17 protein-coding genes, 3 tRNA genes and 1 riboswitch are annotated in these 24,300 nt (G+C 69.8%); of the genes, 12 read left to right on the forward strand and 8 right to left on the reverse strand.

The window, feature by feature from the left end; genetic code table 11:
• Positions 1–4: 4 nt before the first annotated feature.
• Together AB0J78_RS29445 and AB0J78_RS29450 are read right to left on the reverse strand one after the other, a co-directional pair.
• Positions 5–7,045 carry an amino acid adenylation domain-containing protein gene (locus tag AB0J78_RS29445; RefSeq protein ID WP_363794621.1) on the reverse strand — a complete coding sequence of 2,347 codons (7,041 nt, stop codon included), beginning with the start codon at positions 7,043–7,045 and terminating at the stop codon, positions 5–7.
• Between the two features lie 91 nt (positions 7,046–7,136).
• A complete protein-coding gene (locus AB0J78_RS29450; RefSeq protein WP_363794623.1) occupies positions 7,137–8,489 on the reverse strand; it encodes a GNAT family N-acetyltransferase in 1,353 nt (450 codons plus the stop codon).
• Positions 8,490–8,785: 296 nt separating this feature from the next.
• Between AB0J78_RS29450 and AB0J78_RS29455 the strand changes: the two genes are divergently transcribed.
• The 3 genes from AB0J78_RS29455 to AB0J78_RS29465 all read left to right on the forward strand — a co-directional run bounded on the left by AB0J78_RS29455 (position 8,786) and on the right by AB0J78_RS29465 (position 11,348).
• A complete protein-coding gene (locus AB0J78_RS29455) occupies positions 8,786–9,724 on the forward strand; it encodes a hypothetical protein (RefSeq protein WP_363794625.1) in 939 nt (312 codons plus the stop codon).
• A 21-nt stretch (positions 9,725–9,745) separates the two neighbouring features.
• Positions 9,746–10,129 carry a hypothetical protein gene (locus AB0J78_RS29460; RefSeq protein WP_363794662.1) on the forward strand — a complete coding sequence of 128 codons (384 nt, stop codon included), beginning with the start codon at positions 9,746–9,748 and terminating at the stop codon, positions 10,127–10,129.
• 100 nt (positions 10,130–10,229) lie between these two features.
• The gene (locus AB0J78_RS29465) at positions 10,230–11,348 is read left to right on the forward strand and encodes a polysaccharide pyruvyl transferase family protein (protein ID WP_363794627.1); all 1,119 of its coding nucleotides are present in this window, start codon (positions 10,230–10,232) and stop codon (positions 11,346–11,348) included.
• Here the strand turns inward: AB0J78_RS29465 and AB0J78_RS29470 are convergent.
• The 4 genes from AB0J78_RS29470 to AB0J78_RS29485 form a co-directional block, all read right to left on the reverse strand.
• A complete protein-coding gene (locus AB0J78_RS29470; protein WP_363794629.1) occupies positions 11,339–11,608 on the reverse strand; it encodes a hypothetical protein in 270 nt (89 codons plus the stop codon). The two genes, AB0J78_RS29465 and AB0J78_RS29470, sit on opposite strands and share 10 nt — an antisense overlap.
• Before the next feature lie 224 nt (positions 11,609–11,832).
• Positions 11,833–12,543, reverse strand: a complete 711-nt coding sequence (gene tenA / locus AB0J78_RS29475) for a thiaminase II (RefSeq protein ID WP_363794631.1) — start codon at positions 12,541–12,543, stop codon at positions 11,833–11,835.
• A gap of 117 nt (positions 12,544–12,660) precedes the next feature.
• Positions 12,661–13,458, reverse strand: a complete 798-nt coding sequence (thiD, locus tag AB0J78_RS29480) for a bifunctional hydroxymethylpyrimidine kinase/phosphomethylpyrimidine kinase (protein WP_363794633.1) — start codon at positions 13,456–13,458, stop codon at positions 12,661–12,663.
• Positions 13,446–13,538, reverse strand: a riboswitch (TPP riboswitch). (Overlaps the previous gene by 13 nt.)
• Positions 13,539–13,579: 41 nt before the next feature.
• Positions 13,580–13,816 carry a biotin/lipoyl-containing protein gene (locus AB0J78_RS29485; RefSeq protein ID WP_363794635.1) on the reverse strand — a complete coding sequence of 79 codons (237 nt, stop codon included), beginning with the start codon at positions 13,814–13,816 and terminating at the stop codon, positions 13,580–13,582.
• Positions 13,817–13,988: 172 nt separating this feature from the next.
• On the opposite strand from AB0J78_RS29485, the gene AB0J78_RS29490 reads away from it, so the two are divergent.
• From AB0J78_RS29490 to AB0J78_RS29510, 5 genes are all read left to right on the forward strand, one after another.
• Entirely contained in the window at positions 13,989–14,729 is a 741-nt protein-coding gene (locus AB0J78_RS29490; RefSeq protein WP_363794637.1) for a hypothetical protein, read from the forward strand.
• Positions 14,730–14,968: 239 nt separating this feature from the next.
• A complete protein-coding gene (locus tag AB0J78_RS29495; RefSeq protein ID WP_363794639.1) occupies positions 14,969–15,166 on the forward strand; it encodes a hypothetical protein in 198 nt (65 codons plus the stop codon).
• A gap of 216 nt (positions 15,167–15,382) precedes the next feature.
• Positions 15,383–17,020 carry an AMP-binding protein gene (locus tag AB0J78_RS29500; protein WP_363794641.1) on the forward strand — a complete coding sequence of 546 codons (1,638 nt, stop codon included), beginning with the start codon at positions 15,383–15,385 and terminating at the stop codon, positions 17,018–17,020.
• A 66-nt stretch (positions 17,021–17,086) separates the two neighbouring features.
• Entirely contained in the window at positions 17,087–17,728 is a 642-nt protein-coding gene (gene orn / locus AB0J78_RS29505; RefSeq protein ID WP_363794643.1) for an oligoribonuclease, read from the forward strand.
• A gap of 121 nt (positions 17,729–17,849) precedes the next feature.
• Positions 17,850–17,922: transfer RNA gene (locus AB0J78_RS29510), tRNA-His, on the forward strand.
• A gap of 206 nt (positions 17,923–18,128) precedes the next feature.
• On the opposite strand, the gene AB0J78_RS29515 is transcribed toward AB0J78_RS29510, so the two are convergent.
• Positions 18,129–19,268 (reverse strand): Ig-like domain-containing protein, encoded by a 1,140-nt coding sequence (locus AB0J78_RS29515; RefSeq protein ID WP_363794645.1) that lies wholly within the window; start codon positions 19,266–19,268, stop codon positions 18,129–18,131.
• Between the two features lie 325 nt (positions 19,269–19,593).
• Here AB0J78_RS29515 and AB0J78_RS29520 point away from each other — a divergent pair.
• The 4 genes from AB0J78_RS29520 (at position 19,594) to AB0J78_RS29535 (ending at position 21,718) form a co-directional block, all read left to right on the forward strand.
• A tRNA-Lys gene (locus AB0J78_RS29520) sits at positions 19,594–19,666 on the forward strand.
• A 145-nt stretch (positions 19,667–19,811) separates the two neighbouring features.
• Positions 19,812–19,884, forward strand: a tRNA-Lys gene (locus AB0J78_RS29525).
• Positions 19,885–20,131: 247 nt separating this feature from the next.
• Positions 20,132–20,662 carry a DUF5134 domain-containing protein gene (locus AB0J78_RS29530; RefSeq protein ID WP_363794647.1) on the forward strand — a complete coding sequence of 177 codons (531 nt, stop codon included), beginning with the start codon at positions 20,132–20,134 and terminating at the stop codon, positions 20,660–20,662.
• Between the two features lie 132 nt (positions 20,663–20,794).
• Positions 20,795–21,718, forward strand: coding sequence for an iron-siderophore ABC transporter substrate-binding protein (locus AB0J78_RS29535; RefSeq protein ID WP_363794649.1), 924 nt, complete (start codon positions 20,795–20,797; stop codon positions 21,716–21,718).
• Between the two features lies 1 nt (position 21,719).
• Here the strand turns inward: AB0J78_RS29535 and AB0J78_RS29540 are convergent, their stop codons facing one another.
• Positions 21,720–24,086, reverse strand: coding sequence for a glycoside hydrolase family 3 C-terminal domain-containing protein (locus AB0J78_RS29540; protein WP_363794651.1), 2,367 nt, complete (start codon positions 24,084–24,086; stop codon positions 21,720–21,722).
• Positions 24,087–24,300 lie beyond the last annotated feature (214 nt).

The raw sequence follows: 24,300 nt of genomic DNA on the forward strand, positions 1-24,300 counted from the left end.
CGGCTCAGCCTTCGGTCTCGGTGAGTGCTCGCTGCACGACGGCGGCGATCTCGGCCAGCGGTTCCGGCTGGGTCATGTCCTTGTGCTCGCAGGCGATGTCGTGGTCGATCACGTCGCCGTCCACGTACGGCTGCCACATCGCGCTGGTCAGCGACTCCTTCGCCGGGTTGACCGTGGCGTTGAAGAACAGCACGTCACCCCGGAACTTGTCGTGGTCGGCGGAGTTCTCCAGGACCGCGCAGTTGGCGAAGTTGTCGATGATGGCGGTGACGCTGTGTTCCTCCAGGTTCGCCAGGGCGCTGCCCTCGGCGGACAGGATCTCCAGCACGTCGGACCTGGTCAGCGGTCCATCGCCGAGCTCGGAGAGGTCGTAGCCGGCCATGTAGAGCAGGGCCAGCAGCGCCTCCTCCTCGGTGGGCAGGGTGTCCCAGACGTCCTTGGGGTAGGAGTCGAGCATGCTCAGGAAGCGCACCTCCTCCCCTTCGGCTTGCAGGTGGGTCGCCATCTCGTGGGCGACCACGCCGCCGAACGACCAGCCGAGGAAGTGGTACGGCCCGTGCGGCTGCACCGTCCGGATGTGCTCCAGGTACTCGTCGGCCATCTCGGCGAGGCTGCCCGCGACAGGTGCCGGTTCGGCCAGGCCCCGGGTTTGGATGCCGTAGATCGGTCGCTCGTCGTCGATGAGCTTGAGCAGGCCCGAGAACGGCCACGCCAGACCGGCCGCCGGGTGCACGCAGAACAACGGCTGCTTGGCGCCGCTGGTGCGCAGCGGCAGCAGGATCTCCAGCGCGTCCCGGCCGCCTCCGGTGCGGATGCGCTCGGCGAGCCCGGCCACGCTGGGCGCGGCGAACAGGCTGCCGACGTTGACCTTGATGCCCAGCGCGTCGCGGATCCGGCCGATCAGCTTGGCCGCGAGCAGCGAATGCCCGCCCAGGTCGAAGAAACCGTCGTGCACGCCGACCCGGGGCAGGCCCAGCACCTCGGCGAACAGTCCGCAGAGGATCTCCTCGGTGGGGTTGCGCGGCATGTCGTTGCCGACGACCTCGGCGAGGTCGGGCGCGGGCAGCGCGCGCCGGTCGAGCTTGCCGTTGGGCAGCAGCGGCAGCGCGTCGACGAACACCACCGCCGCCGGGACCATGTAGTCGGGCAGCTCCTCGCCGACATGACGACGCAGTGCCGCGGCGTCAGACTCGGCGTCGGAGTCGCCGACGGCGTAGGCGACGAGGCGCTTGTCGCCCGGGGTGTCCTCGCGGACCACGGCGGCGACCTGGGCGACGTCGTCGTGTCTGGCCAGCACGGCTTCGACCTCGCCGAGCTCGATGCGGAAACCGCGGATCTTGACCTGGTCGTCGGCGCGGCCAGCGAAGTCCAGCGTCCCGTCCGCGCGCCACCGCACCAGGTCACCGGTGCGGTACATGCGCCCGCCGCGCTCGCCGAAGGGGTCCGCCACGAACCGCTCCGCGGTCAGCCCGGCCCGGTTGAGGTAGCCGCGGGCGAGCCCGAGCCCGGAGACGTAGAGCTCGCCGACGACACCGGGCGGGCACGGCTGCAACCGCTCGTCGAGCACGTACACGCGGGCGCCCGGGTCGGGCACGCCGATCGGCACCGAGCTCGACACCGCGTCGGGGTCGCAGTCCCACAGCGTGGTGTTCACGGTCGCTTCGGTGGGTCCGTAGCAGTTGAGCATCGGCCGGTCCCGGCCCCAGCGCTGCACCAGGTCGGAGGGCACCTTCTCGGCACCGCACAGCAGCGTCGCGTTCTCCGGCAGCTGCACGTCCGCCGGGAACATGCCCATCATCGACGGCCCGATCGCAAGGTGCGTCACCTCGTGCCGCCGCGCGTACTCGGCGAGGGCTTCGCCGGGAACCCGCAGGTCGGAGGGCACGACGACGAGCGTTCCGCCGCCGAGCAGACCCATGCAGATCTCCCAGAAGGCCACGTCGAAGCTCGGCGAGGCGAACTGCAGCACCCGGCTGTCCGGGGTGATGCCGACGCGCCTGGTCTGGGTGGCCAGCAGCTTGCCGATGCCCTGGTGCGCGACGACGACGCCCTTGGGCGTGCCGGTGGAACCGGAGGTGTAGATGACGTAGGCGGCGTCGTCGAGTTCCGGCTCCGGCAGGCGCGGATCGCCCTCGGACCGATCGGCGTGGTGCACCAGCGTCGTCGGCAGGTCGGCGTCGAGGTCGTCGGTGAGCACCAGGCGCGGCCGGGCGTCGTCGACCATGTGCCGCAGGCGTTCCGGCGGGTACTCCGGGTCGAGCGCGAGGTAGGCGGCCCCGGCGTGCATCGCCGCGAGCAGGCCGATGATCAGCTCGGCGGAGCGCGGCAGCATCACGCCGACGATGTCGCCCGGCCCGGCACCGCGTTCCACCAGCAGTTTCGCCTGCTCGGTGACCCGCTCGCGCAGCTGCCGGTAGGTGAGCTCGATGTCCTCGAAGACCAGCGCGGGCTTGTCCGGGGTGGCTTCGGCGCGTTCGGCGAGGATCTGCGGGAAGGTTCCCGCCGGACCGACGCCTCCGGTCGCGTCACCCCAGGCCAGGACCTGCTCGCGGGCCTGGTCACCGAGGATGTCCAGCCGTCCGATCGGCGTTTCCGGTGCGGAGACGGCGGATTCGAGCAGCATCACGAACCGCTCGACGAGGGATTCCACGGTGCGTTCGCCGAACAGGTCGGTGCTGTACTGCACCAGCCCGCGCACGTCGCCGTCGGCGCTCTCGCTGAGGCTGAAGGCCAGGTCGAACTTCGCCGCCCCGGCCGGGATGGTGTCCACAGCGGTCTCGACGCCGGGAAGTTCGGCGCGCACCGACTCGGCGGCACCCCAGTAGGCCAGCATGACCTGGAACAGCGGGTGCCTGGCCAGCGAACGAGCCGGGTTGAGCAGTTCGGCGAGCCGCTCGAACGGCAGCTCGGCGTTGCCGAAGGCCGCCAGGTCGGTCTCGCGGACCCGGTCGAGCAGTTCGGCGAACGTCGGCTCACCGGAGGTGTCGGTGCGCAGCACGAGGCTGTTGACGAAGAACCCGACGAGGTCGTCGAGCCGGTCGTCACCGCGTCCGGCTACCGGCGAGCCGATCGGGATGTCGGTGCCCGCGCCCATCCTGGTCAGCAGCGCGGCGAGCGCGGTCTGCAGCACCATGAACGCGCTGGCCTGGTGCTCGGCCGCCAACTCGCGGATGCGCCGGTGCAGCTCGGCGTCGAGGCCGAAGCGCACGGCCTCGCCGCGGTGGCTCGACACCGCCGGGCGCGGGTGGTCCGTGGGCAGTTCCAGCTGGTCGGGCAGGCCTGCGAGCTCCTGCTTCCAGAAGTCCAGCTGCCGCGCGGCCAGCCCGTTCCGGTCTTCCTCGTCGCCGAGCAGTTCTCGTTGCCACAGCGCGTAATCGACGTACTGCACGGGCAGCGGTTCCCACTCCGGCGCGCGGCCGTCGAGCCGGGCGGCGTAGGCGGTCGACAGGTCGCGCACCAGCGGGCGCACCGACCACTCGTCGCCCGCGACGTGGTGCAGCAGCACCAGCAGCGCGGTGCGCTCGCCGTCGCGGAACAACTCGGTGCGGATCGGCGGTTCCTGCGCCAGGTCGAACCCCCTTCTCGCCGCACCGGCCAGCGCGGAGTCCACATCGGACACTTCGGTGACGGGGAGTTCCGGCACCTGCTCGCCGACCAGCTGACGCGGTTCGCCGAGCGTGTCGGGGAACGTGGTGCGCAGGCTCTCGTGCCGGGAGACGACGTCGCCGATCGCCGCGCGCAGCGCGGTCACGTCGGGCTCGCCGGTCATCCGCAGCACCAGCGGCATGTTGTAGGTCGCGCTCGGGCCTTCGAGCCGGTTGAGGAACCACAACCGCTGCTGCGCGAACGACAGCGGGATCTCCTCGGGACGGCGCGCGGGACGCAGTTCGGGCCTGCCGCCGCCCGAAACCTCCAGTCGCTCGGCCAGTTCTGCGACGGTCGGGTGGTCGAAGAGGGTCCGGATGCCCAGTTCGGCACCGAGTTCGGTGCGCACCCGCGTCAGCAGCCGAGTCGCGAGCAGCGAGTGCCCGCCGAGCTCGAAGAACCCGTCGTCGATGCCGACCTGATCGGCGCCGAGCACCTCGCCGAACAACCGGCACAGCGCCCGCTCGGCGTCGGTGCGCGGCTGCCGTCCACCACCGGCGACCTCGGGCGCGGGCAACGCCTTGGCGTCGAGCTTCCCGTTGGCGGTCAACGGGATCTCCTCGACCGCGACGAACGCGGCCGGGACCATGTAGGAGGGCAGCCGGTCGGCCAGGTGGGCGCGCAGCTGAGCCGGGTCGGCGTCGCCGGCGGTGTAGCCGACCAGCCGCTCGTCGCCCGGGACGTCCTCGCGCACCACGACGGCGGCCTGCTTGACCTGCGGGTGCACGGCCAGGTTCGCCTCGATCTCACCGAGCTCGATGCGGAATCCGCGCACCTTGACCTGCTGGTCGGCCCGGCCCATGAACTCGATGGACCCGTCCGGCCGCCAACGCCCGAGGTCGCCGGAGCGGTACATCCGGGATCCGGGTTCCCCGAAGGGATCGGCGACGAACCGCTGCGCGGTCAGCCCGCGCCGCCCCAGGTATCCGCGCGCCAAGCCCTCACCGGCCACGTACATCTCACCGGTCACGCCGGGCGGAACCGGCTGGAGCAGCGAATCCAGCAGGTAGACCCGCAGGTCCGGGATGCCCCTACCGATGACGCTGCCGTCGCGACGCGCGACCAGGTCGGCGTCGAGCTCGACGTAGGACACGTGCACGGTGGTCTCGGTGATCCCGTACATGTTGATCAGCTTCGGCGACTCGGGGTGCCGCCGGTACCAGTCGTCCAACCTGGACAGTTCCAGCGCTTCGCCGCCGAAGACGACGCAGCGCAGCGCCAGCCGCGCGCCCGGGTTCTCCCGATCTGCCTGGCTGAGCTGGTAGAACGCCGAGGGCGTCTGGTTGAGCACGGTGACCTGCTCGCGTTCGAGCAGGTCCAGGAACTCCTTCGGGGAGCGGCTCACCTCGTGCGGCACCACGACGAGCCTGCCGCCGTGCAGCAGAGCGCCCCACAGCTCCCACACCGAGAAGTCGAAGGCGTAGCTGTGGAACAGCGTCCACACGTCCTCGCCGGTGAAGCCGAACCACGGGTCGGTGGCCGAGAACAGCCGCACCACGTTCTGGTGCGGGATCGACACGCCCTTGGGCACTCCCGTCGAACCCGAGGTGTAGATGACGTAGGCGGTGTGTTCGCTGGTCAGCGGACCGCGCTCGCCCGGCTTGGGGTTGCGCTGGGAGTGCCGGACGATCTCGGCGATCGCCTTGTCCTCGTCCAGCAGCACCCGCGTGATGCCCTCGGGCAGCCGGTCGGCGTGCTCGCGGTCGCTGATCAGCATGGTCGGCCGCGCGTCGCCGACGATGTAGGCGATGCGCTCGGCCGGGTGCCCCGGGTCCAGCGGCAGGTAGGCGGCTCCCGCCTTGAGCACCGCCAGCAACGACACGACGAGCTCGGTGGAGCGCGGCAGCGCCAGCGCCACCAGCTGCTCGGGACCCACGCCGTGGTCGATGAGGTGGTGCGCGAGCTGGTTGGCCCGCGCGTCCAGCTCCGAGTAGGTCAGCGACTCGTCCTCGAAGGTCACCGCCACCGAGTCCGGTGTGCGCTGCGCCTGCTCCTCGAACAGCTGGGGCAGGGTCGCGGGCTCGGCCTCGGCGAAGCCGGGCACCGGCGCGTTCCACTCGTCGAGGACGCGGGTGCGCTCGGCCTGCGTGAGCAGGTCGATCCGTCCGACCGGGAAGTCGGCGTCGGCGCCTGCGAAGGAGTCCAGGAACCGCAGGAACCGCTCGCGGTGCCCGGTCAGCTCCTCGGCGGTGTAGCGGTCGGGGTTGGCGTCGAACTCGAAGCGCAGCTCGTCGCCCTCGGTGTAGACCAGCACGCTGAGGTCGTCGACGGGACCGGCGGCGACGTTGTGCACCTGACCCGGCGCACCGGCGAAGTCCAGGTCGTAGTCGAAGGACTTGATGTTGATCATCGGCCCGAACAGCGCCCGGTCCGAACCCAGCAGCATCAGGTCGCGACGCAGCTGCTCGCTGCGGTAGCGCTGGTGCTTGCGCAGGTCCCGCACGGCCTTGGCGACCTGCGAAATCAGCTCGCCGCGGGTGGTTGCCGGCTCGACGCGCAGCCGCAGCGGCAGCACGTTGACGACCATGCCCGGCACCCGCAGCGCGACCGAACCCATCCGGCCCATCACCGGCAGGCCCAGCACGACGTCGTTCACCCCGGTCATCCGGTGCAGGTAGGCGCCGAAGGCGGCGATGAGCGCGTCCGGCCAGATGGTGCGCGCCGCCTCGGCGGCCGCGCCGAGCTCCTCCAGCGAGGAGGTGGCGGCCAGCTGCCGGTGGAAGGTGCGCGCGGTCGGCCGCGAGCGCTCGCTCAGCGTGACCACGTCGGGTTCGTCGGCGAAGAGCTCGCGCCAGTGGGCCGCGTCGCGCTCGGCCTTCGCCGATTCCAGGTACTCGCGCTCGTCGTCGATCAGCGCGTCCAGCCCGGCGAACGGCGACTCACCGGGATCTTCCCCCGCTGCCAGCGCGCTGTAGAGCTCGGCGACCCGGCGGATGATGATCGAGAAGCCGTAGCCGTCGATGGCCACGTGGTGAACGCGCTGGTACCACCACCAGCGCCGCTCCCCGAGCTTGCACAGCGCCGCCGTCCAGAGCCTGCCGCCGTCGCCCTGCGAGCGGGTCAGGTCGACCGGTGCGTTCAGGTCGGCCTGGATCCACTCCTGCGCGCGGGCGTCCGGGTCGGCCTCGTCGGTGAAGTCCAGCACCGGCAGCTCGACGACGTCGAGCGCGTCGATGACCTGGTGCGGGCCGTCGCCGTCGTCGACGACCCGCATCCGCAGCGTCTCGGCTTCGGCGACCACCGCGCGCAGCGCCTCGGCGAACAGTTCCGGGTCGACCTCGGCCGCGATCTCCACGCGCTCAGCGGTGTTGAAGATCGGATTGGCCTGGTCGAGTTGCTGGGCGAACCAGATTCCGGCCTGCGCCGCGGACAACGGCAGCTGGTCAGCTCGCGACGGCATTGCTCTCCCCACGATCAACACAAAAGTAAGGCTAACCTTAGTTCAGATCCGATCGGGAGTACAGCCGCACGCCAGACCACCTGACGTGGGACTACTCACCTGGACGTGGGAACACCATCAGCGCGGAGTTCTTGTTCGGCAAACCGACCTCGGCCGCCTGGACGAAGCCGGCCTTGCCGAACGCACCCACCGAAGCTCCATTGTGGACATTCGGCTCGGCGACGACGCTGCGGCACGCCGGGTCCGCCGCCAGCAGCCCTCGGGCGACGGCCTCCAGCAGCGCGGAACCCACGCCCTTGCCGATCGCGTCCGGCTCGCCGATGGCGATGTGCGCACCCAGGTCGTGCGGCGCGTGCGAGTAGCAGAGGGCCAGCTTGTCCCGCTGCACGCGGTAGAGCTCCAGGTAACCGACGTCGCGGCCGTCGCGCGACACGACGCACGGCACCGAGTGCTCCCCCGCCAGCTGCGTCGCGATCTCGTCGCGCCACCGCTTGAGCGGCCAGTCCTGGTTCCAGTTGACCGCGACGTGCTCGCGGTTCATCCAGCGGTGCACCAGCTCGACGTCCGGGCCGCCGTCCTCGCCGGTGATGGTCACCGGCCGCAGCCTCCAGCCGTCGCCGAGCTCCGGCAGCGGCACTCCGGGCACCTCCGCCGGCGGCTCCAGGCGCAGCGGGTTGCCGACCTCGAAAGCGACCGGCCGCACCCGCACGGCACCGGTGTCGCCCCGGTAGCGCAGCTGCGAGCCGTTGAGCGCGGCGAGATCGGTCAGGGTCGGGCTGGTCAGCCAGTGGTCGATCAGGTCCGCGGTCTGCGGGTGCTGCTCGGCGATCGCACCGAGCCGCTTGGCGAGCTCGGCGAGCATGTACTCCTCGTGCACCACGCCGCGCCGGCCCAGCAGGCCGACGACCACCAGCACGCCACGGCTGATCAGGCGCGCGGTCAGCTCCGCTCGGTCCCGGCCGTCGGAGGCGAGCACTCCGGGCAGCAGCCGCTCCTCGATGTGCCTGGTCAGCCAGCGCTGCGCCTCGGCGGCGTTGGACAGCGAGCGGCCGACGGTCACCAGGTCGTCGGGCAGCGGCAGCGGATCGACCTCGCGACGCGGCAGCGCGTCCAGCAGCCAGTCGACCAGCGTTCCCGACTCCGGCGCGTTGATCGGCGCGTCCGCCCGCGAGCGCGCCCGCGCGTCGGCCGAGCACGCGGCGGCCAGCAGCGCCGGGTCGGCCGAGACCAGCGTCCGCCCGGCCTTGTCCAGCACGCCGATCGAGCCGAACCCGTGCGCACCGGTCGGCGAGTCGTAGACGACGTCGACGTGCAGCGACAAGGATGCGATGGTCAGCCGGAGCGGACCTTCGGCGACCGACGTGTGGGTCTCGGCCAGCCAACGCCGCAACAGCACCGAGGCCCGTTGGTGCTGTCGCCCGACCAGGTCGGCTCCGTGAGACACGCCGCGCTCCCTCCCAAGACAATTGGTAAGCGGAGCCTAACCTAATCACTCCGCCGGGAGACAAGCCATCGCCCGGAGATCGGCACTGATCGGACCGACCGGACGAATCGGCGTCCTCCGACGACGTGCACAGTGGACAGATGCGTGTCAGCATCCTCGGACGTGGCAGCAGGACCACACGATTGATCAACACCTGATCCGGTGACGGTCGTTGTGTCTCGCTGGGCGTTGCCCGAACATCCGCCCTACTCTCCGATTTAGCGAATTGGGCCTACCGTCCGGAGAGGAGATCACCCATGGATGACGCCGACGCAGTCGTGCCGCTCCGGCCGGGTTTCGACATCCAGGTCCGCGGCTTCAGCCGCAACCAGGTCGTCGAGCACATCGAGCTCCTGGAAGATCAGCTGCGCATGGTCACCATCGACCGCAACGAAGCGGTCCGGCTGAACAACGACCTGCGCACGCTCTGCGACGACACCCGCAGGAGCCTGGACCGATCCGAACAGCGGCTCAAGAGCATCGAGTCCTCCGACACGGGCCTGCCCGCCGCCTCCCAGCGGGTGCAGAACATGCTCGCGATCGCCGAGGACGAGGTGCAGACCCTGCGCGATCAGTCCAAGCGGCAGGCCGAGATCATCCGCGGCACCGCGGAGACCGAGGCACGAGCGCTGATCAGCGAGGCCGAGCACGCCGCCGACGAACTCCGCGAGGAGTGCACCGACCTCGTCAACGACGTCGAGTCCCGGCGCGCGAAGCTGCAGCGCGAGCACGAGCAGAAGATCAGCGAGCAGCGCAGCCGCGAGTACCGGCTGCGCCAGGAGATCCGCAACGAGTACAAGCGGGTCATCGCCAACGCGCAGGAGGAATCCGACGCGCTGATCTCCGAAACCCGCAGGCAGTGCGGCCAGTGGGACGCCGAGTCCGAGCAGATGCGGCTGGAGGCGCTGGAGGAGATCCGCGTCGAGCGGCAGCGGCTGGAAGAGCTCCGGGCCTCGGTGCTCGCGGCGATGGACCACGCCAAGCAGGTGCTCGACGAGTCGGCCGCGAACATGCGCGCCCAAACCGACACCGCCACGACGCCGGAACCCGACGGCCCGGTCGAGCCGGAAGAGAGCCGGTTGCAGGAGGTCACGCTGCCCGAGCAGCGCGACGACGTGCAGACCTACACGATCCCCATCGAGCAGCAGCACACCAACAACGGAGCGCCGCAGGCTCCCAGTGCGCGGCAGAACTGATCAGGGAGGCGACTCGTGGAAATGCTGGTGCTGATGTTCGTCTGCGGCCTCGCGGTGGCCACCCTGGTGTTCTGGCCGCTGCTCCACCGGGCGCAGCGCAAGGCGACCGAATCGAAGCCGACCGCTCCGCACGGCAAGCACGCGCTGGGGGCGACGTCAGCCCCGGAGAACTCCGCCACCACACCGGAGGCGAGCGGCTCGGACGAGAAGACCGACCGCGAAGGTGACGGCGAGGCCACGCAGCCTGTGAAGATCGAGGCGACCGCGCCGAGGCCTCGCGAACCGGAGCCGATGGAGATGCCGGAGCTGCCGACCGACATCTTCGACGCCCGCTACCGGGCCAGGTTCAACCGCACCAAGCGGCGCCTGGAGCGCATCCGCGCGGAGATCACCAACGCCGGCTGACCGCGGCCGTCCGGCCCGTGCGGTGCGACATTGGTACGGGCATTTTGCCGGTTGCTAGGTTCGAAGGCGAACCTGGCAACCTACGGCTGGAGTCTCCCCGGTGAAGAACCCGCCCCGGATCTACCTCGTCGCCACGACGGGCCACCCCAACTACGGCGACGAGCTGATCGCCGCGGCCTGGCTCAAGCACCTGGCGAAGGTGGCTCCCCAAAGCGAGGTCTGGCTGGACTCCCCCAACCCCGGGCCCAGCTCCGTGCTGCTCTCCCACCTGCACCCGAACGTCAAGTTCACCGACACCTTCTGGCGCTTGTGCTGGGAGGCGCCCGACGACGAGCCGTGGTCGGTCGCGGCCTTCGTGCAGCACGCGATCCACAACCCCGGGCTGGCGCCGCGCTGGGTCTCCGGCATCGACCTCGCCTCGCAGATGGACCTGTTCCACGTGATCGGCGGCGGCTTCATCAACGGCATCTGGCCGCGCCACATCGGCCTGCTCGCGGCCACCGCGGCCGCCGCGCACCGCTCCGGCGGCCGGGCGGTGATGACCGGGCAGGGCCTGTCGCCGATCGCCGAGGGCGCCGAGCCGCTGCTGCGCAGCCTCGCCGAGCAGTTCGAGGTCGTCGACGTCCGCGACGAGCCGTCGGCATCGCTGCTGATCGAACCGTCGGTCACCGGTGACGACATGTTCTTCGGCGTCGAACCCGGGCTCTTCCGCACCGACGACGACGATCTCCGCGACGTCGTGGTGTGCATGCAGTCGGATCTGCTCGACGAGTCGGTGCCCGCGCTGGCCGGGTTCCTGCTGGACACGCTGCGCGAGTGGCGGGTCGAGCCGGAGCAGGTGGCCTTCGTGGAGGGCATCCCGCGCGCTGACCGCGAGGTGTTCTCGCTGGTCGAGCACGATCTGCCGGGCGCCCGGTTCCACGCGTTCGACGAGATCATGCGCGACGGACTGCCCGCCAAGCCCGGCCAGCGGTGGCTGTCGACGCGGTTCCACCTGCACCTGATGGCCGCAGCCGCGGGCGCGAGCGGGGTCGCGGTGTCGATCAACTCGGGGTACTACACCAACAAGCACCGGTCGTTGATCGACCGCGGTTCCGGCTGGGAGCTGAGCGAGGGCCTGCAGATTCCGTCGAGCCCCAGCGCCGGTGGCTTCAGCTCCGCCGCGCTGCGCGAGTTGCAGCAGCGCAAGGCGGCGCTGGCGAAGGCGATTTACGGCTGAGGGACCCGGTCCTGCTCGATTCGCACGGTGTCGGCGAGCGCGTTGGTCTCCTCCGGGGTGCGCGACTCGGGGATCTCGCACTCCGGGACCTCGGGCTCGACCGCCGACTGCGGCCAGATCTGGGGCGCCTCGATGCCGGGAAGCAGCTGCGCGGACTCGGGGGTCTCGCGACCGTCCCCGCGACGGTCAGCGATGTAGAACGGCGCGGCGGCCAGGATCGGGATCGACATCCCGAGAAAAACGATCAGAAGTGAAGACATTGCCCCAGAACTCCATCCACGCCCGCGGAAGATTCCGCCACTCACAAACGCCCTGCTAGGACAGGGGGCTCGCCCAGCATGTCGTTGTGCGAGCCACTTCGTTAACACCACAAGATTGTGTCACGCATCACATGATGAATCACGCTGTGGTGCAGCCCGAAACGGATGACGGCCCGCCACTACCGGCGAGCCGTCATCGGTGTTCTCGAAACGCGAAACCCTTGTCACGCAAGGAATTTCGCGGTGGGCCAGGTTTCCTTGACCCACGCGCCGTTCCAGAACACCCACTCGTACTCGGTCGCCCGGGTGAACGCGGCGAACATCTGCTCGCGCGTCGCGTCGTCCGAGCGCGCCGCGACCTTGTCGACCAGCTCCCGGGCGGCCAGCACGGCCTCGGCGAACTCGTCGTCTGCGTAGGTGGTGATCCACGCCTTGTAGGGGTGACCCTCGATGTCGCCGGTGGCGTCGAGGATCTTGCTGCCGACGTACTGGTACACCCAGAAGCACGGCAGGATCGCGGCCAGCAGCACCGGGTACGACTCGGTCAGCGCGCAGGAGCGCAGGTAGGACGTGTAAGCCAGGCACGACGGCGAGGTGTCCACACCGGAGATCTCCTCGTCGGTCAGGCCGAACTCGGCGACGTAACCGGCGTGCAGCCGCCGCTCCTCCACCAGCGCGCCCTGCGCGGCCCCGGCGAGGAACGCCGCGTCGGCGGCGTCATCGGCCCTGGTCGCCGCGGCTGACAGCGCCTGCGCGAAGCCGACCAGGTATCGCGCGTCCTGAACGATGTAGAAGGCGAAGACGTCCCGTTCCAGGCTGCCGTCCGCCAGCGCCTTGTTGAACGGGTGGTCCACGATCGCCTGCTGCAATCCGGCGGTGCGCTCCCACGCCTGGGCGCAGAACCCTCCGGCGGGCGGAGCGGGCAACGTGCTCATGAGAACCCCTCACAGAAGTCGGAATCGCGAATTCGGTGGCGCAGCGGCGGGCGGTTCTGGTCCGAACCGTTCATGATCGAAGCTCGGACTGTTCGGACCAGAACTGCCCTCTGCCGCTCACCACCAGTGGTGGAAGTGGTGCACCGGACCGTGGCCGCGGCCGACGTCCAGGCGCTCCGAGGCGCGCAGGGCCTCGGTGAGGTACTGCTTGGCCTCGCGGACGGCCGACAGCCAGTCCGCGCGCTGCGGGCGCAGCGCCGCGATCGCCGCCGAGAGCGTGCACCCGGTGCCGTGATCGTTGGTGGTGGCCACCCGCTCGCTGCTGAGGAACTCCGCCAGCCCGTCGCCGTAGAGCAGGTCGACGCTCGACTCGCCGCTGAGGTGCCCGCCCTTGAGCAGCACCTGCTTGGCGCCGAGCGCGGCCAGCCGCTCGGCCTGCGCGGGCATCTCATCGGGACCGCCGATCTCGGCTTCGCCGAGCAGGTCGGCCGCCTCCGGCAGGTTCGGCGTGATCAGGTCCACCCTCGGCAGCAGCTCATCGCGCAGCGCACCGACGGCCTCCGGCGCGAGGAGCCGGTCACCGCTCTTGGCGACCATGACCGGATCGAGCACGACGAACCGAGGCGAGTAGCGCTCCAGCACGGCCGTGACCGCGCGGATGACCTCGGCGTTGGCGAGCATGCCGATCTTGACGGCGTCCACCCGGACGTCGTCGAGCAGCGTCACCAGCTGGTCGGTGATGAAGTCCGGCGGGACCTCCTGCACCCGGCTCACCCCGGTGGTGGTCTGCGCGACCAGCGCGGTGATCACCGACATGCCGTAGGCGCCGTTGGCCGAGAACGCCTTGAGATCTGCCTGGATACCGGCGCCACCGCTGGGGTCGGTCCCGGCGATGGTCAGCACATTGGGAGCCATGACGTCCCTCCGCTAGTACGAGCTAGGTCAGGTTCAACGGGTCTGTTCTCAGCCCTGGCAGGGCACCCCGCGTCACTGCCACCAACCTAACAACCCAGGGCAAGCCCCCGGTCCGCGCGGTTCACTCGATCAACCCGATCACCTGGCCGACGTGGAGCACTTCGCCCCGCTTCACCTGGTGCCACAGGGTTCCCGTTGCCAGCGCCGACACCCGGATCGCGGCGCCGTCGGCCTCCGCGGGACGCAGCTCGGCCAGCGGCTGCCCCGCTCGGACCCCGCTCCCGTCGGAGGCCAGCCAGCGCACCAGCCGCCAGCGGGCCGGGCCCGTGCGCTCACCCGGCAGGTGAAGATCGGTCATCCCAACCCCCGGCTTCCAAGAACCGCAAGAATGCGACGAATGCCGCAGCGGATGAGCCCAGCGGAGGGAAAAGCCACCCCGATGGAGCAGTGCGACCGCGATCGATTTCACACCGTGAAAGCCCCCACCGGAAGGCAAGGTCATCCTCCGCAGCCGACTAAAGTGGAGGGCGATGGAAACCACGACCGATGCCCCAGGCTTCGCCCGCTCGCGCCGGCAGCGTTCTGAACAGGACCCCGCGCAGATCTGGGCGCCGCTAGCGGACCTGACCGAGGCCGCCGTCGCGGCCGCCGGATCGGGGACGGTGGCGATCACCCGCGGTTTTGACCGCAACAGCCGTCAGCGCGCCAAGGCACTGCGCGATCTGCTGGCCCGGCGCGACGTGCCCGCGATCGAGGTCACGCCCGCCCCGGGCAGCGACCGGTTGCTGGCCGACGTGGCGGTCAGCGCCGTGGTCAACCTGATCGGCGCCGGTTCGTGGCAGCCCTACCGGCTCGCCGCGCAGCTGCGCGCACCGGTGCTGACCCCCAAGCCCGGCACCGAGCCGGGTGACGAGGTCAGCCGGGATGTCATCGCCCTGGCCGGCGAGGAGTCCGGCAAGCGCGACGTCGCGCTCTCGCACGTCGCGGTGCGCGGCGACAAGCCCGCCGAAGGCCGGCTGACCGTCTCCTTCGACGACACCGAGCAGGTCATCGACGGCGGCTGGCTGACCGCCACCGTGACCGGCGACCAGCTCAGCGTGCAGTTCGGCGGCCAGGAGCAGGACGAGCGGTCGATCAGCACCGGCAAGATCCGGATCGAGGCGTCCGACGCGCCGCACCGCCTGGTGCGCGACGAGCTCCCGATCGCCGACTTCGAAGGCGCGGTCGTGCTCTCCGCCGAGCCCGCCGGGCTGAAGGTACGCCCGGTCTGACGGTTTCTTGGGCCGGACGAGTGTCGTCGGCTAACAGCGTTCGCTCAGGGGCGATTCCCGGTTGTGGGGGTCGCCCCTGAGCTGCGTTCGGGCCCGCGAACCCGGCCGTGACCGCGCACACTTTCCCGTTGTTTCGGCGAAACGCCGTCACGCCCCTCGGATCGGTGCGTCCCTCCACCAGGAGCGCGCGCTGCGCGGCTTCACCGCACCAAGCGGATCGGCACAGGGAGGCTGGGACTGTGGGGTCCAACCAGGAGTGGCACGTCAGTTGCCGCGACGTCGCCGGACGGCGACGAGACATGTCGGTGTTCGTCAACCACGGCCGGGTCGTCATCGTCGCGCCGCCTGGGGAGACGGCGGTGCTCTCACCGCTGGAGGTCGGCCGCTTGCGCGCGGCCCTGCGCGACGCGGTGGTCACCGCCGCCGACGTCGACTAGGACCCTGGGGGTCGGCGCGGCGGGAGAGAGGCTCCCCCCTTCCCCGCCGCGCCGTCTAACTTTCGCCAGCGCGCCTGGCGAGGGCCTTCAGGAGGGGAGCCGTTGGGCTCTCGCGCGATCGCGGAACCGGGATACTCGACACGGAGGACTTGGCCGGGAGGATTACTCACGGCACAATCTACTCTCGAGTAGGTTTCACGGACGAGGGGTGACCGAGTGAGCGTTCTGCGGCGACTGCCCAGCTTTCTGACCAACCACGCCGCACCGGCACTGCACACCTTGTTCGTGCTGGTCAAACAAGGCGTCGTGCGGCCCATGAGGCCGGACAAGCTGGTGCGCATCGCGCTCGCCTACCGGCGGTGGGGCATCACCCTGCCGCTCGGCTTCGCCGTCGGCGCCGCCCGCCATCCCGATCGCCCCGCCGTGATCGACGAGCGCGGCGCGCTCAGCTACGCCGAACTCGCCAACCGCACCACGCGCCTGGCCGCCGCGCTGCGCGACCGCGTGCCCGGCAAGACCCGCATCGGCGTGCTGACCCGCAACCACCACGGACCCGTCGAGGTCATCGTCGCCGCGGCCAAGCTCGGCGTCGACGTGGTGCTGCTCAACGTCGGGCTCAGCACCCGCCAGCTCGCGGACGTGCTCGCCGAGCAGGACGTCAGCGTGCTCGTCCTCGACGAGGAGTTCACCGGGCACCTGCAGGACCTGCCCGGCGACCTCGACGTCGTCCTCGGCTGGGCCGACGGCCCCACCGAGCACAACACCCTCGACCACCTCATCGCCACCGGCACCGGCAAGCAGGTGCCCCGGCCCAAGCGGCACTCGCGGTTGATCGTGCTCACCTCGGGCACCACCGGCACGCCCAAGGGCGCCCGCCGCCCCGACCCGCCGAGCCTGAACCCGGCCGGCGCGGTGTTCTCCCGCATCCCGCTGCGAGCGGGCGAACGCGTGCTGATCAGCGCTCCCCTGTTCCACACCTGGGGGATCGCCGGATTCCAGCTCTCCGCCGTCCTCGGCGCCACCTTGGTGCTGCGCCGCAAGTTCGACGCGATCGACACGCTGCGCACCATCCAGCGGCACCGCGTCGGCGGCATGTTCGGCGTTCCGGTCATGCTCCAGCGGATGCTCGACCTGCCCGCCGAGGAGCGCGAGCGCTTCGACACCTCGTCGCTGCGCGTCGTGGCCGCCAGCGGCTCCGCGCTGCCCGGCGACCTGGCCACCACGTTCCAGCGCGCCTTCGGCCCGGTCCTCTACAACCTCTACGGGTCCACCGAGGTCTCCTGGGTGAGCATCGCCACGCCCGCCGATCTGCGCGCCGCACCGTCCTCGGCCGGGCGGCCGCCGCGCGGCACCACAGTGCGCATCCTCGACGACAACGGCGAACCCGTCCGCCGCGGTGAGACCGGCCGCATCTTCGCCGGCAACGACATGCTGTTCGACGGCTACACCAACGGCAAGAGCCGCGAACGCCACGAAGGGCTCATGTCCACCGGCGACCTGGGACGGTTCGACCACTCCGGGCGGTTGTTCATCGCGGGCCGCGAGGACGACATGATCATCTCCGGTGGCGAGAACATCTACCCCAAGGAAGCCGAGGACGCCATCGCCGGCATCGCGGAGGTCTCCGAAGCCGCCGTCATCGGCGTCGACGACGCCGACTTCGGCCAGCGCCTGGCCGCGTTCGTCGTCCCGCGCGAGAAGGGCTCCATGGACGCCGACCAGGTGCGCGACCACGTCCGCAGCCGGGTGTCGAAGTTCGCCGTCCCCCGCGACGTGATCTTCCTCGACGAGCTCCCCCGCAACGCCACCGGCAAGGTCGTCCCCCGCGAACTCCGGACGCACCTCGACGAGTAGCCCCGAAGCTTTCGATCCCGACACTCTTCCCGCGATCAACCGGTCGCGGGAGTTAGGCTGCGTCGAGTGAATGACCGTCTAGTGTGGATCGACTGCGAAATGACCGGGCTGGAGCTCGGCAAGGACGCGTTGATCGAGATCGCCGCCCTGGTCACGGACGCGGACCTCAACATCCTCGGCGAAGGCGTGGACATCGTCATCCACGCCGCCGACGACGCCCTCGCGGGCATGCCCGAGGTCGTGCGCGACATGCACGACCGCTCGGGGCTCACCGAGGAAGTCCGCTCGTCCCAGGTGACCCTCGCCGAAGCAGAGCATCAGGTCCTGGAATACATCCGGCAGTACGTGCCCGACGTGCGGTCCGCGCCGCTGGCGGGCAACTCCATCGCCACCGATCGCGGATTCATCGCGCGCGACATGCCGCAGCTCGACGCGCACCTGCACTACCGGATGGTCGACGTCTCCTCCATCAAGGAGCTCTGCCGACGCTGGTACCCGCGCATCTACTACGCGCAGCCGGAGAAGGGCCTCGCCCACCGCGCGCTGGCCGACATCCGCGAGTCCATCCGCGAGCTCGCGTACTACCGGCGCACCGCGTTCGTCCCGCATCCCGGTCCGAGCAGCGAGCAGGCCCAGGCCGTCGCCGCCGAACTGCTCAGCGACCCCGGAGGGGTCAGCGGGACCACGCGAGCGCGTGAGCAGTCCTGAGGCCCCGCTGAGCTGCTCGGACGCGAAAACCGGAGGCGGTGGAAATACCGTGGCGGGCACACGCTAGGATGGTTTCCGTTGCTCCGGACGGGGCCCGACGGGGCCGGTCCGAGCGGCCGAGGTGGGTGTAGCTCAGTCGGTAGAGCACTGGGTTGTGGTCCCAGGAGTCGCGGGTTCGAATCCCGTCACTCACCCTTTCGGGAGACCCGTTCCTTTCCAGGAGCGGGTCTTCTCTCTTTTCTCGGCCTTCTTCTGAGTCCGCGGTCTTGTTCTGCTGACGAGCCTCCGTGGTCACCCTGCTCAGCGGTGGAACCTGAGCGGCGGTGCCGGCTTCTCGGGTGGGGCAAAGAGAAAGCGACTGCGTCGTTCGGCCGACGCAGTCGCTTCGTCCTGTTTCTTCCTACTTGTTGCCCTTCTGCCACTCGTTCCAGGGGATCTGCCAGTCCCCGAAGCCGTCCCAGGAGCGTAGGTTGGGGCCGCCGGCGTTGGTGATCTCGACCACGTCGCCCTTCTTGAGCAGGTTGAAGATCCACTCCGCGTTGGCGTTGTTCATGTTGATGCAGCCATGGCTGACGTTGCGGTGCCCCTGGTCGCCCACCGACCACGGGGCCGCGTGCAGGAACTCACCGCCGTTGGAGATGCGGACCGCCCACTCGACCTCCGTCTGGTAGCCACCGGCCTCCAGCGGCAGCCCGTAGGTCGTCGAGTCCATCACCTTCTTGCGGTGGTGCTCGGTGACGACGTGCACGCCGTTGTTCGAGGGGAACTCCGGCTTGCCCAGCGACACCGGCATCGTCCGGATGACCTGGCCGTTCTTCTCCACGCTCATCTGGTGCGACGCCCCGTCGGCCTTGAGCACCACGCGGTCGCCGATGGTGATGGTGGCCTTGCGGTCCTCCTCGCCCCACAGGCCCGGCCCGAACTCGCGACCGTAGGCGTCCACCGCGATCGAGACCTTGGTGCCCGCCTGCCAGTAGTCCTTGGGCCGCCAGTGCACCTCGCGGCTGTTGAACCAGTAGAAGGCGCCCTCGACGGCCGGCTCGGTGGCGACCTTGATCGCCTCCTCCGCCTTCCGCTTGTCCGGAGCGGGTGCGTTGCTGCTGAAGCGGAACACCAGCGGCTGGCCGACCCCCACGGTCTCGCCGTCCAGCGGGATCATCGACACGTAGGTCTGCGACTTCGGGTCGATCGTGCTGAAGGTCGACTGCTGCGTGATGGCCGGGCCGCCCTCGCCCTGAGCCGTCACCGCCAGCGTGTAGGTCTTGCCGTAACCGGCCTTCTCCGTGGCGGACCAGCTCGCGCCGTCCGGGGACACCTGCCCCGGCACCTGCTTCCCGTCGGAGTTGGTCAGCGTCGCGTTCACGATCCGGCCGTCGCTGACGTTCGCGGTCACCGGAGCGGCCGGTGACACGTCCTTGGCCCCGTTCGGCTGCGCGAACCGCACCACCGGGGCCGGCGGCCCCTGGTCCTGCTCGGCCTCCACTCCCCCGCCGCCGCTGCACCCCGCGACCAGCAAACCCACCAGCCCGACGACCGACACAGCCGTCAGCCGACTAACCCGCGAGAGAGCCCCGACCGGGTTATGCCTTTTCCTCATTGGCAACTATCCGTCCCGTCCCAAACCACACCTGCGCCTGAACACCAGTGTGCCGTAATCACCCGACCGTGCGTGCAGCGACCAGGCCCACACTCAGTGTCATATGCCCTGAGATCAGCCCCCTCCACGCACGTCCGGCAGACGTGCGGAGGGGCACCGGGGTTGCCCTCGGCCTTCGAGGAGACCCCCCGCCAAGGGCGCGCACGACCCGTGCTAATGTTTTCGACGTCGCCAGGGAGACCGAACGGAAACCCCGGGGGACGCGCTAGCGCCAATAGCTCAACTGGCAGAGCAGCTGACTCTTAATCAGCGGGTTCGGGGTTCGAGTCCCTGTTGGCGCACAGCAAAGAAAGGCCCGCCTCCTCGGCGGGTCTTTTTTATTTTCAATATCGCGCCGACATGACCTCGAACACGGTCGGACCTGCTGCACAGGCCGTTCCAAGCGCGTGCTAATCTTTTTCGCGTTGCCGGGGAGACCCGGGGCCGGCGCCAATAGCTCAACTGGCAGAGCAGCTGACTCTTAATCAGCGGGTTCGGGGTTCGAGTCCCTGTTGGCGCACAGCGAAAGAAGACCCGCCCCATCGGCGGGTCTTCTTTCATTTGCGAACCCGCTCGGGCACGCCGCCACCAGGTACCGACTTCCCTGGGAAATCCGTCCACCGCAGCGCATCCTTGACCGTCCACTGAGGACTCAACCACTCCTGGTCACCACCGGTTCGCCGAAATCCGCCCGCAAGGCGGTATCTGCGGACATCCCGGGGCACCAACAATCGATCGCGCACGCGGCTCGGCGACGGTGGAGGGCCATGTTCGAGCAGGTCATGACCGGCGCGGTCATCGCGGCGACGGTGACAGCGCTGGTGCGGCTCGGAATCGGCCACCGCAACCGCGAACCCCCCTGCCACGTGGACGTCGCCCAGCTGATGATGGGCCTGGGCATGATCGCGATGCACCTGACGCCGTCGCCGCTGCTCGCCGCTCCCTTCCTCGTTCTCGCCTGCTGGTTGGGATTTCGGGCGGCATGGCTGCGCGCCGGCTCGCACCTACACCACGCGATCGGAGCGCTGGCGATGGTCTACATGTTCGCCGGGCAGCAGTCCGGGGTCACCGGAGCGCCACTGGTCACGGCGGGCCACCACCACGCTTCCGTCGCGATCGCGGCGCAGGCCCCGGGTTTCGCGTACCCGCTGCTGGCCTGGTCGCTGATGACCTACTGCGCGCTCGCCGCGGGGTTCGCCGCCACCGACCTGGTGCGCGCTCCACCGCCGCGGCTGCGCTCGCTGGTCGAGCTGGCGCTCTCGGCCGCGATGGCCCACATGTTCCTGGTGATGCTCTAGGAATTCCTGTAAGCAGCCGCTGACAGTTGATCCTGCTAATGATCAGTATTACAAGCCACGCCTCTGGTCACCCCGATTCGGAGAGGTTAGGCTACCCAAACTTTTGCACGATTCCGACAGATTGGGTGCCTCATGCTGCGCCATCGCAGACTCATCGCGGCGTTGTCCGCCGCGTTCGCCCTGGGCATCGCCGGTTGCGGCACGCCCGCGCCCGAGCAGCCCGCTCCCGCCCAAAGCCGCGTCGTCCAGCACGCCAAGGGCCAGACCACCATCCCCGGAGCACCGCAGCGAGTTGTCGTTCTCGACACCGGCGAACTCGACTCCGTGCTGGCGCTCGGCGTGAAGCCGGTCGCGACCGTGCTGCCCGACGCCAACACCCAGCTCCAGCCGTACCTGGCGGAGAAGGCGGGCAACCCCGAGATCGTCGGCACCATCGGCTCCCCCAACCTGGAGAAGATCGCCGCCCTGAAGCCGGACCTGATCCTGTCCAGCAAGACCCGCGACGACGAGCACTACGAGGCGCTGAGCAAGATCGCCCCCACCGTCTTCGCCCAGACCGTGGGCAAGACGTGGAAGGAGAACTTCCTGCTGGACGCCGACGCGCTCGGCAAGCGCGCGGACGCCGACCGGATCCTCGCCGACTACCAGGCCCGCGCCGCCGAGATCGGCAAGCAGGCCGGTGGCCGCAAGGTCAGCATGCTCCGGTTCATCCCCGGTGACATCCGGCTCTACAACAAGGGATCGTTCATCGGAACCATCCTCGCCGACGCAGGCTTCAACCGCCCGGACAACCAGCTCGGCGACAAGACCTTCACCAAGCTCAGCCGTGAGCAGATCTCCCAGGCGGACGGCGACGTGCTGTTCTACGCCGCCTACGGCGACAACGCGCGCCAGCAGATGAACGAGGTGACCGGCTCGGTGCAGTGGACCACCCTCGGCGCGGTGCGCGCGGGCCAGGCCACCGAGGTGCCCGACGACACCTGGTACCTGGGCCTGGGTCCGCTCGCCGCTGACCTGGTGCTCGACGACCTTGAGAAGTTCGTCGCCAAGAAGTGAGTCAGCGCCCGGCGTCGAGGCGGAGATCGCCGGAGCTCGGACCCACGCGCACGTCCTCTGCGCCCGGTTCGACCTCCACCGTCACCTCCACCTCGGCGCCGGGTTCTGCCGTGGCCACCGCGAAACCGGCCAGCCGCAACGGATCCGCGGTGTAGACCTGCACGACCTCGCGGCCGGCGCGGTCACCGGTGTTGCGCAGCTTCACCGTGACCGCGTCGCCTTCGAGCGTCGCCTCGTCGTACGACCACGTCGTGTAGCCCAGCCCGTGCCCGAAGCTGAAGCCCGGCGTGACGCCCCGAGCGGCGTAGGCGCGGTAGCCGATCAGCGGCCCCTCCTCGTAGCTCAGCTCGCCGTCGACCGGCTGCACGCCCGGCAGCGGCACCGGCACGTCCGCGAGCGCGGCGGGCAACGTCGTGGGCAGCCTGCCGCCCGGCTCCACGGCTCCCAGCAGAACGTCGGCCAACGCGTCGCCGTACTCCTGACCGCCGAACCACGTCCACAGCACGGCATGCGCATCTGTCGCCCACGGCATCAGCACGGGACCACCCGCGTTGACCACCACGACGGTGTTCGGATTGGCCGCGATCACCTTCGCCACCAGCTCGTCCTGCGGTCCCGGCAGGTCCAGCGAGTTCCGGTCCCGGCCCTCCGTCTCGACCTCGTCGTTGGTGCCGACCACGACCACCGCGACATCGCTGTCCCGCGCCGCCCGCAAGGCCGCTTCCAACTCGGTCGCGTCGTCCCAGCGCTCCGGCCGGTGACCCAAACCCACGCAGACCAGGTCCGCGTCGACCTTCAGCGGAGTGAACTCCACCGCGAGGCGAACGCGACCCGCCTCGTCCAGGTCTGAATCGACCAGCACGACGTTGAATCGCTGCTCCGGCGGCGCCAGCATGTCGCCCAGCGGATCGTCGACCTCGCTGCTGGTCTTGACGTCGGCGGACAGCACCTCGCGACCCGAGACCTCGACGCGGAAGTGCCCGGTGCCGTTCACGCCGAACACGTGCTCACCGACCTCGGCGGTGAGCTTCCCGCTCATCCGGAGCTTCCTGGTGCCCTCCGGCATCGCGCCGAACTGCCAGATCAGGCGCTCGGTACCGCGCAGCTCCGCGTCGAGCACCTGGTCCTTCTCCCCGAGGTACTCCACGCGCAGACCGTTGCCCTCGCCCTGCGGATCGAGCACCAGCTCGGGCGGGATCGGGTCGAGCAACCGCCGGTGCCGCACACCGCGCTGGTAGTGGATCTCCGCGTTCGGCAGGGCCCTGCGGATGCCGTCCAGCGGAGTCACCACGTGCGGCGGGCTGACGTGCGACGAACCCCCGCCCTGCACCGCGGGGAAGGTCGCGTTCTCGCCGATCACCGCGACCTTCGCGACCTCCTGATCCAGCGGGAGCAGCGAGTTGTCGTTGCGCAGCAGCACGAATCCGCGTGCCGTCAGCTCCCGGATCGAGACGCGCGCCTGCTCCGGCGGGGCTTCCGCGGTCTTCTGCTCAGTCTGGCCCTCGCCGAGGGCGCCCACCCGGTCCGCCAGGCGCAGCAACCGCAGCACCTTGTCGTCCAGGACCGATTCCTCGACCTCGCCGTCCTCGACCGCCTTCGCCAGCGCACCATCCGCCCACGGGCTCTTCGGGCCGGGCATCGCCAGATCCAGCCCCCCGTTGGCAGCACCGGCGCAGGACCTGGTGGCGAACCAGTCGGAGACCAGCACGCCGTCGAAGCCCCACTCGGCCTTGAGGACGTCGTTGACCAGGGCGGAATGCTCGGTCATCGTGTGGCCGTTGACCGAGTTGTAGGCGGCCATCATCGCCCAGGGCCGCGCTTCGTCGACGATGCGCCGGAACGGCGCCAAGTAGCAGTCCCGCAGCGTCGACTCGTCGATCACCGCGTTGTAGGTGAGCCGTTCGGTCTCGCTCTCGTTGCCGACGTAGTGCTTGGGCGTGGCCGCGACACCGCGCGACTGGATGCCGGCGACGATCTCCGCACCGATCACACCGGTCAGCAGCGGATCCTCGGAGAAGTTCTCGAAGTGCCTGCCGCCGAACGGGCTCCGGTGCAGGTTGATCGTGGGTGCGAGCACGACGTGCACGCCGCGCCGGACTGCCTCATCACCGAACAGCTCGCCGGCTCGCCGCACCTCGGCCCGGTCCCAGGTCGCCGCCAGGCCCGACGCGACCGGGAGCAGCAGCGAGGTGTCGCGCTCGTCCCAGGTCGTGCCCCGGACCCCGTTCGGGCCGTCCGACAGCACCAGCCGGCGCAAGCCGATCTTCGGCATCGGGTGCAACGTCCAGAAGTCGGCGCCGGTCAGCAACCGGGCCTTCTCCTCCACCGTCAGCTTCTCCAGCAACGATCGGAGGTCTTTCTCTTCCACTCCCGCGCCCCTTCCGCCCGGACTCCGGCGACCAAGTCTCAAGCACGGAAACGACCTTGTCGAGCGGAGACGCCAAAAAGCGGGGCTGGTTGATCCTGCTCGGATCAACCAGCCCCGCTCATAAGGATTGTGTCGGCGGTGTCTTACTCTCCCACACCCTAGCGAGTGCAGTACCATCAGCGCTGGGGAGCTTAGCTACCGGGTTCGGAATGGG

Origin of the sequence: Saccharopolyspora sp. NPDC049426 (genome assembly GCF_040676935.1) — a bacterium.
Taxonomy (GTDB): domain Bacteria; phylum Actinomycetota; class Actinomycetes; order Mycobacteriales; family Pseudonocardiaceae; genus Saccharopolyspora.